The 11,023-nt window shown below is 60.6% G+C and carries 13 protein-coding genes and 1 riboswitch; of the genes, 6 read left to right on the top strand and 7 right to left on the bottom strand.

Annotation, left to right across the window (positions count from 1 at the left end; genetic code table 11):
* Positions 1–131: 131 nt before the first annotated feature.
* The 7 genes from thiH to SANT_RS19995 all read right to left on the bottom strand — a co-directional run bounded on the left by thiH (position 132) and on the right by SANT_RS19995 (position 6,477).
* A complete protein-coding gene (gene thiH / locus SANT_RS20025) occupies positions 132–1,274 on the bottom strand; it encodes a 2-iminoacetate synthase ThiH (protein WP_025424012.1) in 1,143 nt (380 codons plus the stop codon).
* Entirely contained in the window at positions 1,271–2,053 is a 783-nt protein-coding gene (locus SANT_RS20020) for a thiazole synthase (RefSeq protein WP_025424011.1), read from the bottom strand. The genes thiH and SANT_RS20020 overlap by 4 nt, the downstream gene beginning before the upstream one ends.
* A 3-nt stretch (positions 2,054–2,056) precedes the next feature.
* Positions 2,057–2,257 carry a sulfur carrier protein ThiS gene (gene thiS, locus SANT_RS20015; protein ID WP_025424010.1) on the bottom strand — a complete coding sequence of 67 codons (201 nt, stop codon included), beginning with the start codon at positions 2,255–2,257 and terminating at the stop codon, positions 2,057–2,059.
* Positions 2,257–3,027 carry a HesA/MoeB/ThiF family protein gene (locus SANT_RS20010; protein WP_051440255.1) on the bottom strand — a complete coding sequence of 257 codons (771 nt, stop codon included), beginning with the start codon at positions 3,025–3,027 and terminating at the stop codon, positions 2,257–2,259. The genes thiS and SANT_RS20010 overlap by 1 nt, the downstream gene beginning before the upstream one ends.
* Before the next feature lie 85 nt (positions 3,028–3,112).
* On the bottom strand, positions 3,113–3,763 hold the full coding sequence (gene thiE, locus SANT_RS20005) for a thiamine phosphate synthase (RefSeq protein WP_025424008.1): 651 nt from the start codon (positions 3,761–3,763) through the stop codon (positions 3,113–3,115).
* Entirely contained in the window at positions 3,753–5,681 is a 1,929-nt protein-coding gene (gene thiC, locus SANT_RS20000; RefSeq protein WP_025424007.1) for a phosphomethylpyrimidine synthase ThiC, read from the bottom strand. Before thiC ends, thiE begins: the two co-directional genes overlap by 11 nt.
* Before the next feature lie 101 nt (positions 5,682–5,782).
* Positions 5,783–5,896, bottom strand: a riboswitch (TPP riboswitch).
* Positions 5,897–5,976: 80 nt separating this feature from the next.
* Positions 5,977–6,477, bottom strand: a complete 501-nt coding sequence (locus tag SANT_RS19995) for an Rsd/AlgQ family anti-sigma factor (protein WP_025424006.1) — start codon at positions 6,475–6,477, stop codon at positions 5,977–5,979.
* A gap of 107 nt (positions 6,478–6,584) precedes the next feature.
* On the opposite strand from SANT_RS19995, the gene nudC reads away from it, so the two are divergent.
* The 6 genes from nudC (at position 6,585) to SANT_RS19965 (ending at position 10,994) form a co-directional block, all read left to right on the top strand.
* Positions 6,585–7,355: an NAD(+) diphosphatase gene (nudC, locus tag SANT_RS19990; protein WP_025424005.1), complete on the top strand. Its 771-nt coding sequence runs from the start codon at positions 6,585–6,587 to the stop codon at positions 7,353–7,355.
* A gap of 48 nt (positions 7,356–7,403) precedes the next feature.
* A complete protein-coding gene (gene hemE / locus SANT_RS19985) occupies positions 7,404–8,468 on the top strand; it encodes a uroporphyrinogen decarboxylase (protein ID WP_025424004.1) in 1,065 nt (354 codons plus the stop codon).
* Positions 8,469–8,479: 11 nt separating this feature from the next.
* A complete protein-coding gene (nfi, locus tag SANT_RS19980) occupies positions 8,480–9,175 on the top strand; it encodes a deoxyribonuclease V (RefSeq protein WP_025424003.1) in 696 nt (231 codons plus the stop codon).
* A gap of 57 nt (positions 9,176–9,232) precedes the next feature.
* Positions 9,233–9,823 carry a YjaG family protein gene (locus tag SANT_RS19975; RefSeq protein WP_025424002.1) on the top strand — a complete coding sequence of 197 codons (591 nt, stop codon included), beginning with the start codon at positions 9,233–9,235 and terminating at the stop codon, positions 9,821–9,823.
* A 189-nt stretch (positions 9,824–10,012) separates the two neighbouring features.
* The gene (gene hupA, locus SANT_RS19970; protein ID WP_025246531.1) at positions 10,013–10,285 is read left to right on the top strand and encodes a nucleoid-associated protein HU-alpha; all 273 of its coding nucleotides are present in this window, start codon (positions 10,013–10,015) and stop codon (positions 10,283–10,285) included.
* Positions 10,286–10,367: 82 nt separating this feature from the next.
* Positions 10,368–10,994: a DUF1481 domain-containing protein gene (locus tag SANT_RS19965; protein WP_025424001.1), complete on the top strand. Its 627-nt coding sequence runs from the start codon at positions 10,368–10,370 to the stop codon at positions 10,992–10,994.
* Positions 10,995–11,023 lie beyond the last annotated feature (29 nt).

The raw sequence follows: 11,023 nt of genomic DNA, 5'->3' as shown, positions 1-11,023 counted from the left end.
TTTTTTTTACCTCCGCTCGAAAGAGGACGGCCGCGCGCCCTCGATAGCCGGAACAATCTGTCCACATCCGCCGTCGCCGCGCCCGGATAAGTTGCCAAGCGGCGCCGGCGCGCGCGGTTTTCTCCCCGCGCTCAGGCGCCGTCGGCGGCGACGCTCACGCGTCCCAGATACGGATCCCAATCTTTCCACACCGGCTGTAGCCCTGCGCGGGTAAGGACCTGCGCCACCTCTTGGGGCGAGCGGTTATCGTGAGGCAGGAATTGCTCCAGCTCTGGCCGATCGCTGGCGTAGCCGCCCGGCTGCGTTTTGGAGCCGGCGCTGACGCTATTGACCACGATAGGAACCGCATGATCGCGGAAATGGGCGGATTCGCGGGTCGACAGGGATATCTCCACTTCCGGCGCCAGCAGGCGAAAAGCGCACATCACCTGTAGCAGTTGAGCTTCGTCCATTAGGGAGGCCGGCGTGACGCCGCCGGCGCAGGGGCGTAACCGGGGAAACGACAGCGAATAGCGGCTCTGCCAATAGGTGTGGCGCATATAAAGCAGATGTTGTGCCACCATATAGCAGTCGGCACGCCAGTTATCGGAAAGGCCGATAAGCGCGCCGAGGCCGATCTTGTCGATCCCGGCCCGGGCCAGGCGATCCGGCGTTTCGAGCCGCCAGACAAAATCCTGCTTCTGCCCGCGCAAATGATGGCGCCGATAGGTAGGCGGGTGATAGGTTTCTTGATATACCAGCACGCCGTCCAAACCCAGCCCTTTCAGCTCGGCATACTCCGCCTGGGATAGCGGCTGCACTTCCATCATCAGCGAACTGAACGCCTGGCGCACCAGCGGCACGTAGCGGCGGAAATAGTCGATGCCCACTTTACTCTTATGCTCGCCGGTGACCAGCAGCACATTGTCGATACCTTTGGCGCGGATGGCGCGGCATTCGCTCAGGATCTCCTGTTCATTCAGCGTTTTGCGGCGGATGCGGTTGCTCATGGAGAAGCCGCAATAGGTACAGTCATTGGCGCACAGATTAGACAAATAGAGCGGAAGGTAGAAATTGATGGTGTTGCCAAAGCGCCGGCGGGTCAACCGCTGCGCCCGCTGGGCCAACGGCTCGAGATACGCCAGCGCCGCCGGCGACAGCAGCGCCATCATCTCCTCCGGTCCGGGATTGTCCGCCGCCAGCGCGCGCTCGACATCGGCGGCCGTCTGGCTGTGGATCCGCATGCCGACGTCGTCCCACTGGAGCTGTTGCCAGTGCTGCGTGAAGGTGGTCATGATTGCGCCTCCGCGGTCGGTGTTAAGAAGCCGGTTAACGGACTGGTGGCGCTGGCCTGACGACGGCGCGGCGCCAGACCCGCCTGGCGGGCGAGTTCGCCGGCCTCCAGGGCGACCCGGAAAGCGCGGGCCATGGCAACGGGATCTTGCGCCACGGCGATAGCGGTGTTCACCAACACCGCATCCGCGCCCATTTCCAGCGCTTCCAACGCCTGACTGGGGGCGCCGATACCCGCATCGACGACGACCGGGACCTGCGCCTGGTCGATGATAATGCGCAGGAAATCGCGCGTTTGCAGTCCTTGATTAGAGCCGATAGGCGATCCCAGCGGCATCACCGCGGCGCAGCCCGCCTCCGCCAGCCGACGGCAAAGCACCGGATCGGCGCCGCAATAGGGCAATACTACAAACCCCTCTTTGACCAGTTGCTCCGCTGCTTTTAACGTTTCTATCGGATCGGGCAGCAGATATTGCATGTCCGGATGGATCTCGAGTTTGATCCAGTGGGTGCCTAACGCCTCGCGCGCCAGACGGGCGGCGAACAGCGCCTCATCGGCGGTTTTGGCGCCGGACGTGTTGGGCAGCAGCCGGACACCGGCCTGTCGTAATGCCGGCAGTAGCGCGTCGTCACCGCCGCGTAAGTCTACCCGACGCATCGCCAGGGTAACCAGTTCGCTGCCGGAGGCGAGGATGGCGTCCAGCATCAGCTGCGCCGAGGCGAATTTGCCGGTACCGGTGAATAACCGTGACCGGAATGGGGTATCTGCAAGGGTAAACATGGGTCAGCCTCCGGCGATTGCCTGGAATAAGAGAATATCGTCACCGTCCTGCACCCGGTATTGTGTCCATTGGCGGCGCGGGATAATGGTTTGATTCACGGCCAGAGCGATGCCCGGCCCCGGGTGGTGATGCTCCGTGAGTAAGGCATCCAGCGTCACCGGGTGCGTCAGCGTCAGCGGGCGGTCATTGAGCGTGATTTTCATCAAAGGGTTCTCCGTGCGGTCCCCGCGGTCGACGCGGGGCGCGCTAACGCGGCGGCGCAGACGGGGCAGTGGGGATCGCGGTTCAGGCGCAGGGTGCGCCATTGCAGGGTTTTGCCGTCGAACAGCCGCAATTGATCGGGGCTATCGCCGTGGAGGCCGCAGAGAAGCTTAATTGCCTCGAGCGCCTGCAGCGTGCCCATCATGCCAACCACCGGACCCAGCACGCCGGCGGTGCGGCAGTTGCGCTGTACCTCCTCTTTCTCGGGAAACAGGCAGGCATAGCAACCTTCGCGCCACGGCGGGCGCACTATCAACAATTGGCCGTCGAAACCGACCGCGCTGGCGCTAATCAGGGGGAGCCCTCGCCGCACACAGGCGGCATTGATGGCGTGGCGGGTCGCCATGTTATCGCTACAATCCAGTACCAAATCGGCGCGCGCAACCTGCTCGTCAAGCCAGTCGCCCGCCAGCCGCCGCGTAAGGGGCAGGTAGCGGCCGCCGGGATTGAGCGCCGTCAGTTCGCGCTGCGCCAGTTCCGCTTTCGACCGGCCGAGATCGGCGGTGCGATAGAGGATTTGCCGCTGTAAATTGGTAATGTGCAGCGCATCGTCATCCGCCAGCAGCAGCGTGCCGACACCGGCCGCCGCCAAATACAGGGCGGCCGGCGAACCCAGTCCGCCCAGCCCCGCCAGCAGCACCGTTGCCGCCTGTAGCCGTTGCTGGCCCTCTACGCCGATATCTTGCAACAACAGCTGGCGGCTGTAGCGCATAAAAGCCTGATCGTCTAACGTCTCTGACGAACGGCCGCCCTTAGCCTCGGGCAAGCGGTCGGCGTCGGCCGTGGTGCGTCGGGGTTCATTGGTCATGGCGACGCTCCCATGCCGCTATTATCGACTGTAAGGCGGAGGTCGCCTGGCGCCAGTCCGGCGCGCGGGTGATGGCGCTGACCACCGCGACGCTGCCCACGCCGCACGCCAATACCGCCTCCACCTGTTCGCGACCGATTCCCCCAATGGCCACGGTGGGGATAGGCGGCAGCTCGGCGACCAGGCGCCGCAGCGTCTCCAGCCCTTGAGGGCGGGACGGCATCACTTTCGTGGCGGTGGGAAAGATGTGACCAAGGGCGATATAGGAGGGCTGCCAGGCCAGCGCACGCGCCAGCTCCGTTTCGTCGTGGGTGGACAGACCCAGCCGCAGGCCGGCGGCGCGTAGGGCGTCGGCGTCGGCGCTAACCATATCCTCCTGACCCAGATGCACACCGTAGGCGCCATAGTGGATAGCCAGCCGCCAGTAATCGTTGATAAACACCCGGGCGTCATAACGGCGGCCCAGCAGGACCGCCGCTTCGACATCCGCCGCCACCTGCGTTTCGCTGCGGTCTTTGATGCGCAATTGTACCGTGGTCACGCCGGCATCCAGCATGCGCACCAGCCAGGCCAGCGAATCCACTACCGGATAGAGGCCGAGACGGTGCGGTACCGGCGCAAAGGGTGCTTTAGTCTTCATCGCTCACCTCGCTATCGGCAGACGGCAGATAGATATCGCCGCCGCGTTCGCGAAACGCCGAAGCCATGCCGGCCATTCCTGCCGCTTTGGCCTGCGCCGCTTGAGCGTCCGCGAAGTCGCGCACCTCGCGGGATATTTTCATCGAACAGAATTTCGGGCCGCACATGGAGCAGAAATGCGCCACTTTACCCGACGCCTGCGGCAGCGTTTCGTCGTGATAGGCGCGGGCGGTGTCGGGATCCAGCGCCAGGTTGAACTGGTCTTCCCAGCGAAACTCGAAACGCGCTTTCGACATCGCGTTATCGCGGATTTGCGCGCCGGGGTGCCCTTTGGCGAGATCGGCGGCGTGGGCGGCGATTTTATAGGTAATCAACCCCTGTTTGACGTCTTCTTTATTGGGTAGCCCGAGATGCTCTTTCGGCGTGACGTAGCAGAGCATCGCGCAACCGTACCAGCCGATAAGCGCGGCGCCGATACCGGATGTGATATGGTCGTAACCGGGCGCGATATCGGTGGTGAGCGGCCCCAAGGTATAGAAAGGCGCTTCATGACAATGCGTCAGCTGTTCGGTCATATTGCGCCGGATCATCTGCATCGGTACATGTCCCGGCCCCTCGATCATGACCTGCACATCGTATTCCCACGCGATGTTGGTCAGCTCGCCCAGCGTATAAAGCTCGGCGAACTGCGCCTCATCGTTGGCGTCTTGAATCGACCCCGGACGTAGCCCGTCGCCCAGCGACAACGCCACGTCATAGGCGGCGCAAATTTGGCATATTTCGCGGAAATGCGCGTAAAGAAAATTTTCCTGATGGTGCGACAGGCACCATTTGGCCATGATGGAGCCGCCGCGCGAAACGATGCCGGTCAGACGTCGCGCGGTCATCGGCACGTAGCGCAGCAGCACGCCCGCGTGCAGGGTGAAATAATCTACACCCTGTTCCGCTTGCTCCAGCAGCGTATCGCGGAAGATAGCCCAAGTGAGGTTCTCCGCCACGCCGTGGACTTTCTCCAGCGCCTGATACAGCGGGACGGTGCCGATAGGCACCGGGCTATTGCGCAAAATCCATTCACGGGTTTCATGAATATAGCGACCGGTGGAGAGATCCATCACCGTATCTGCGCCCCAGCGGGTGGCCCACACCAGCTTTTCCACCTCTTCCTCAATCGAGGAGGTGACCGCCGAGTTGCCGATGTTGGCGTTGACCTTGACCAAAAAGTGGCGGCCGATAATCATCGGCTCCGCTTCGGGGTGATTGATGTTGGCGGGAATGATGGCGCGGCCGGCGGCCACCTCCTGGCGCACGAACTCCGGGCTAATATTTTCCGGCAGCGCCGCGCCGAACGCTTGCCCGGGGTGCTGCTGACGCAGGGTATCGCCGCGGATGCGTTCCCGGCCCATATTTTCCCGCAGCGCGATAAACTCCATTTCCGGCGTAATGATGCCGGCGCGAGCGTAGTGCATTTGGGTAACGCAGCGGCCTGTCAGGGCGCGCCGCGGCGTGGGCGGTGCGGCGAAGCGCAAGTGGGCCAGTCCGGCGTCGGCGCGGCGCGCGCAGCTGTAGCCGGAGCTGAGCGTCGTCACCGGTTCGCTGTCCTGGCGCGCCGCGATCCATTGCGCGCGCAGCGGCGCCAGCCCGACGCGAACGTCAATGGGTACCGTCGGATCGCCGTAGGGACCGGCGGTATCGTAGACCGGCACCGGCTCGTTATCCTCATACTGCGCCTCAGCGCCGTGGCCGCCGATGAGGGTGGGGCTGAGCTGGATTTCGCGCATCGGCACGCGAACTGACGGGTGCTGTCCTTGCAAATAGATGCGGCGGGAGCGGGGGAAATCGGTGCCTTTAAGGGTATCAATAAACGCCTGCGCCTGCGCGCGGCTGGTGCGGCGTGAAACGGGAGGAGCAGATGATGACATAGCAAGTTCCTCAATAAAATTACCGGGAGTTGCTTGTCAGGAGCGTTGCGGGGAGTAATGAATGGCGCCGCGGCCGTGATGAGGGGCAATGACGCCAGACAGAATGAATTACTCTTGTTCCCTTCGCAGGTTTTAACCTGATCAGGTTCCGCGGATCCCGAATGAACGGTCTCAGCCCGGCGTAACATACGCGCTGGGCACTCCGACAAGATGATGGTCCGCCAGGCGGACCGCTACAGACTACAATTTCTTGGCACTAAATGGCAACGTCGGCGCTGACCGTTACCGGGGAGATTCAGGCCGGGCGGGCCATATCGGCGCTATTGGCGGCAGGGAGGGCCGATGCGGCCTGCACACTGTACTCCAGCGCCTGCTGAATCAGTTTATCCTCAAGGATGAAACGGTTCGCCAACGCTTCACCCACGCCCGACAACGCTTCCTGAAACGCCAGATAGTTGTCGTGGTCGATAGCGCTTTCAAGGTGACTGTCGTAAAGCGCCATGATCTGCTGCGTGTTTTCCTGTAGAGCGCTGTAAATCAGTGCGGACGTCGTTTCCCCTTCCGGCACGATACGATCGTAAACGTGGAAATGACCGGCGGAGAGATAATCCACCAACTGATGGCAAAAGGCGTCCAGCGCTTCTTCGTCCAGGGGAGTATGCTTTTCTTTGTTGGGCTTTAAGCCGATCAAATGGTAGTACGCCACCAAAAGTCCCTTGCGGGCCTGTAACCACTGATCAATAAATTCATTATTGCCAGCAACGCATTTCGCCAGATTTTCCAACTGGTTTAGCATGATTGACTCCGAAGTGATAAAAATAACGCTGCGTGACGGATAAATAAAAGCGAGTAAAACGTTAAGGTTTTCTAGCTTGCCAGTGAATAAGAGGTAGTGCAACTAAAATGGAACACGAACTTAGCGGGTATGAACGGGGCTGGTGGGTGGTCAGCCAAGAGGCCAAACTCTGGCTGCCGCAGGGGGAACTGCCTTTCGGCAGCGCGGCGGATGCGGGACTGACCGGCATGCTGGCGCTGCCCATCGGCGAATGGGCGGGGGATCCGGTCTGGCTGGTGCGCCAAACGATGCCGCGGGACATGGGATCGGTGCGGCAAATGCTGGATGCCGAGCCGGGCCTGTTCCAACTGGCCGGGCGGGGCGTGCAGCTTGCGGAGTTCTTCCGTTCGCATCGTCATTGCGGTTATTGCGGCCACCGGATGCGCTTGAGCAAAACGGAATGGGCCTGCCTATGCGATCACTGCCACGAACGTTATTACCCGCAAATCGCCCCCTGCATTATCGTGGCCATCCGCCGCGATGACCAGATTTTGCTGGCGCGCCACAGCCGCCATCGCGGAGACATTTATACCGTGCTGGCCGGCTTTGTTGAAGTGGGCGAAACGCTGGAGCAATGCGTCGCGCGTGAAGTGATGGAGGAAACGCAGGTGCAGGTGAAAAATGTGCGTTACGTGACCTCCCAGCCCTGGCCGTTTCCCCATTCGCTGATGATGGCGTTTATGGCCGATTATGACCGGGGCGACATCCAGCATGATCCGCGCGAGCTTCTCGACGCCGGCTGGTATCGTTACGACGCGCTACCGCTGCTGCCGCCGCCCGGGACCGTGGCGCGCCGGTTGATTGAAGATACCGTTGCCCTTTGTCGCGCGCATCGGTAAAACCCGGCGCCCATGCTACAATTCACCCATAACAGCAAGGATACCCGAATGAGTGAATTGAAAAACGACCGCTATTTGCGCGCCCTGCTGCGCCAGCCGGTCGACGTCACGCCGGTCTGGATGATGCGCCAGGCCGGCCGTTATTTGCCGGAATACAAAGTCACGCGCGCCGAGGCTGGCGATTTCATGTCGCTGTGCCGCAATGCCGATCTGGCCTGTGAGGTGACGCTGCAACCGCTGCGCCGCTACCCGCTCGACGCCGCCATCCTGTTTTCCGATATTCTCACCGTCCCGGACGCCATGGGACTGGGCCTGTGGTTTGAACAGGGCGAAGGGCCGCGCTTTGCGCGTCCCATACAAAGCCGACGCGACGTGGAACACCTGCCGATCCCCGATCCCGAGCAGGAGCTTGGCTATGTGATGAACGCGGTGCGCACCATTCGCGGGCGTCTGGAGGGGGCGGTTCCGTTAATCGGTTTCTCGGGCAGCCCCTGGACGCTGGCCACCTATATGGTGGAGGGCGGCAGCTCCAAGGCCTTCACCAAAATTAAACAGATGCTGTACGCCGAGCCGGCAACGCTGCATTTGCTGCTGGATAAACTGGCGGACAGCGTGGTGTTGTATCTGAACGGCCAAATCCGCGCGGGCGCCCAGGCGGTCATGCTGTTCGACACCTGGGGCGGCGCGCTGACCGGCGCGGATTATCGCGAATTTTCGCTGCACTATATGCACAAAATCGTTGACGGCCTCCAGCGTGAACATGAGGGCCGCCGGGTGCCGGTAACGCTATTTACCAAAGGCGGCGGCCAATGGCTGGAAGCGATGGCCGCCACCGGTTGCGATGCGCTCGGCCTTGACTGGAGCACCGATATTGCGGACGCTCGCCGCCGGGTTGGCGACAAGGTGGCATTGCAGGGGAATATGGACCCGTCGGTGCTCTACGGCTCCCCGGCGCGAATCGAGCGCGAAGTGGCCGCTATACTGAAGGGTTTCGGCCCGGGCGAGGGGCATATCTTCAATCTTGGGCACGGCATTCATCAGGATGTGCCGCCGGCGCACGCGGGCCATTTCGTTGAGGCGGTACACCGGCTGTCGCAGCCTTATCACCGCTAGGACATAGACGTATGGATATCGCAGCGCTGCGCGCCGAACAGCTAGCCACGGCGGGAAAAATTATACGCCACGACGATTTCGCCTTTACCCAGCCTGCGCTTATCGCCGGCGCCGATGTCGGCTTTGAGCAAGGGGGCGAGGTCACGCGCGCCGCCATTGCCCTGCTGCGCTTTCCGTCGCTGGAGCTCTTGGAATATCAGGTGGCGCGTGTCGCCACGACAATGCCCTATATTCCCGGCTTTTTGTCGTTTCGCGAATATCCGGCGCTGCTGGCGGCATGGGACAAGCTTGGCCGCCGTCCCGATTTGTTGCTGGTGGACGGTCATGGCATTTCGCATCCGCGGCGTTTGGGCGTAGCGAGCCATTTCGGCCTGTTGGTGGATATCCCGACCATCGGCGTGGCCAAGCGACGCTTATGCGGTCAATTCGCGTCGCTGGCGGAAGAGGAGGGAGCGCTGGCGCCGCTGATGGACAAAGGCGAGCAACTGGCCTGGGTGTGGCGCAGCAAACCGCGCTGCAATCCGCTGTTTATTTCCACCGGCCATCGGGTGGGGCTGAAGTCGGCCCTGCATTGGGTGCAACTTTGCATGCGCGGCTACCGCTTGCCGGAGCCGACGCGCTGGGCGGATGCGGTGGCATCGAACCGCACGGCTTTTCAGCGCTGGCAGCAGGGGCGGGATGAAGCGGACTTTTTCCCGCCGCAATAGGGTCTGGCGCGAATTTCAGGTAAACTGCGCGCAAGATAAAGAGTAATGGGACACCCAATGTTACGTAATCCGATACATTTGCGCCTGGAAAAGCTGGAAAGCTGGCAACATATCACGTTTATGGCTTCCCTCTGTGAGCGCATGTATCCTAACTATCAGCTGTTTTGTCTACAAACCGCCTTTGGCGACGCGGCGATTTTTCGGCGCATTCTGGATCTCGTCTGGGAGACGCTGGTAGTAAAAGATGCTAAGGTCAATTTCGATTTGCAGCTGGAAAAACTTGAGGAAGCGATTCCGGCCGCCGATGATTATAATTTTTACGGCGTTTATCCCGCAATAGACGCCTGTGTCGCTTTAAGTGAACTTCTTCACTCTCGCTTGAGCGGAGAAACGTTGGCGCATGCCGTCACCGTAAGCGAGACGTCTATTCGTAGCGTGGCGATGGTGGAAATGACCCAAGCGGAACGGGAAATGACCGAAGAAGAGCTAAATGCATTGCCGGCCATTGAGCAGGAATGGGATGTGCAATGGGAAATTTACCGTTTATTGGCGGCCAGCGAAGAACGCGACATTGAATTGATTAAAGGACTGCGCGCCGATCTGCGCGAGGCCGGAATTAGCAATATTGGGATAAATTTGCAGCAATAAGGCAGAAAAACGTGATTTAACACCTGTTTTGCTGGTCCATAAGGCTTCACATTAGCACCCTGTCTGGTCTACATTTGGGGGGCGTGAAAAAAGTGGCTATCGGTGCGTGTATGCAGGAGAGTGCTGTCAATCGGCATATCCGTCGCACTCGATGCTTAGCAAGCGATAAACACACTGTAAGGATAACATATGAACAAGACTCAACTGATTGATGTAATTGCTGATAAAGCTGATCTTTCTAAAGCACAAGCGAAGTCTGCGCTGGAATCCACTTTGGCAGCAATTACCGAGTCTCTTAAAGAGGGTGATGCAGTACAATTGGTTGGTTTCGGCACTTTCAAAATTAATCATCGTAGCGAACGCACTGGCCGCAATCCGCAGACTGGCAAAGAAATCAAAATCGCAGCTGCCAACGTACCTGCCTTTGTTTCTGGTAAAGCACTGAAAGACGCAGTCAAATAAACGCAGTGTGCAGGTGAAAACAATAAGCAGAGGGGCACCCATGCCCCTTTTGTCTTTACGGCTCTGTGGTCGGATAGGGCTTATGGCTCTGATGCTGACGGCATGTAGCTTCCATCAAACCCCCCCCGCGTTTACCGCCACCGGTTATATCGCCGATCGCGGCGCCGTTCGTCTTTGGCGTAAAGACGATACCGCCAGCGAGCGCGTGACGCTTGAAAGTGTCTACAGCCCCTATCGCGGCGCTGACACGGTCGTGACCCGTTATGAATACCAGCAGGGCGAGGTGCGTCAGATCCGCCGACAACAAAGCGGAGAACAACCTGAAACGGTACAGCTACGCTTTGATCAGCAGGGTAAACTGAGTTTCATGCAGCGCGAGCGCGGGCAGCGGCGAGAATCCCTTAGCGATGACGAGACGGCGCTGTATGCGTTCGAGGCCCGCCGCGTGCTGGAAATCAGCCAGGCGCTGCGCGCCGGCCAGGTCCGGTTAAAGCAGGGAATTTGGCATAACGGCGTGATTACGCTTTGCCAGGGTGGGACGGCGACGCCAGATTTTGACGCGCGCGCCGCGGGTTGGCTTGCCGGCCGCACCCGCAACGCGTCGGGAGACTTAGGGATTGCCTGGTTGGACGCGCCGGAAGGCACCCAGCTGCTGCTGGTCGCCAATGAGAATTTCTGCCGCTGGCAGCCGAATGAGAACGATCTCTAGGCCGCCTTGGCGGGGCGGGACCGCGCTGG

This window comes from Sodalis praecaptivus (genome assembly GCF_000517425.1).
GTDB lineage: Bacteria > Pseudomonadota > Gammaproteobacteria > Enterobacterales > Enterobacteriaceae > Sodalis_A > Sodalis_A praecaptivus.
This window is presented reverse-complemented; position numbering and strand designations above follow the sequence as displayed.